General features: G+C 62.4%; 1 protein-coding gene. It reads right to left on the bottom strand.

What is annotated here, in order from left to right:
* Nucleotides 1-87: 87 nt before the first annotated feature.
* A partial coding sequence (locus EJK15_RS69750) for a group II intron maturase-specific domain-containing protein (RefSeq protein ID WP_240778168.1) occupies nucleotides 88-732 on the bottom strand: 645 nt, incomplete at its 5' end.

The following is a 732-nucleotide window of genomic DNA, read 5'->3' on the forward strand; positions in this document are numbered from 1 at the left end:
GGTCGGGTAGCCCCGGGGAATCGCACCCCGGGGCTCCCACAGAACCGTGCGTAACGATCTCTCGTTACACGGCTCTTGTCGTCCTGGTCACCAGACGGCGGGGACCCAGTTGACCCAGCGCCAATGGGCGAAGAACCGAGGTCGTCCCCGGACAGCTCTCCTCCACGCTTCGTGGGCCTTCTTGCGTCCCCGCAGCCGTTTGTACTTGTTGCGCAGCCACCGCATCAGGTAGGCGTTGATGCGGGCCAGAAGGGGATAAAGCGCCGACCGGTAGAAGGCGCCGTAGTAATTCATCCAACCTTGCACGACCGGATTCATCCAGCGTGCCAGGTCCGCTTCGGTACGATCCATGCGCCGGTGCAGCTTCCATGCCCGCACCTGCGCACTGATCTTTTTCAAGGCGTCTTTGCTGATCGCGGGCAGGAAGTTCGTGACCATCGTCCCGTCCTTCCGCCGCATCCCACGACCGCGGAAAGTGAACCCCAGGAAATCGAAAGCGGTGTGGTCGTACGAGCCACGCCGCTTGCCGTCCTTGCAGTACACAATCCGGGTCTTATCCGGGTGCAGCTCCAGACCGACCTCGGCCATCCGCTCGGTGAGCGCCGCCAGGACCTCCTTGGCCTGGCGCAGACTCACACAATGCACCACCGCATCATCAGCGAAGCGTTCGAACCGCACGGCCGGGAACTCCCGAGCCAGAAACAGATCGAACGCGAAATGCATGAACAGGTT

This window comes from Nonomuraea basaltis (assembly GCF_005893125.1).
In the GTDB taxonomy this organism is placed as follows: domain Bacteria; phylum Actinomycetota; class Actinomycetes; order Streptosporangiales; family Streptosporangiaceae; genus Nonomuraea; species Nonomuraea basaltis.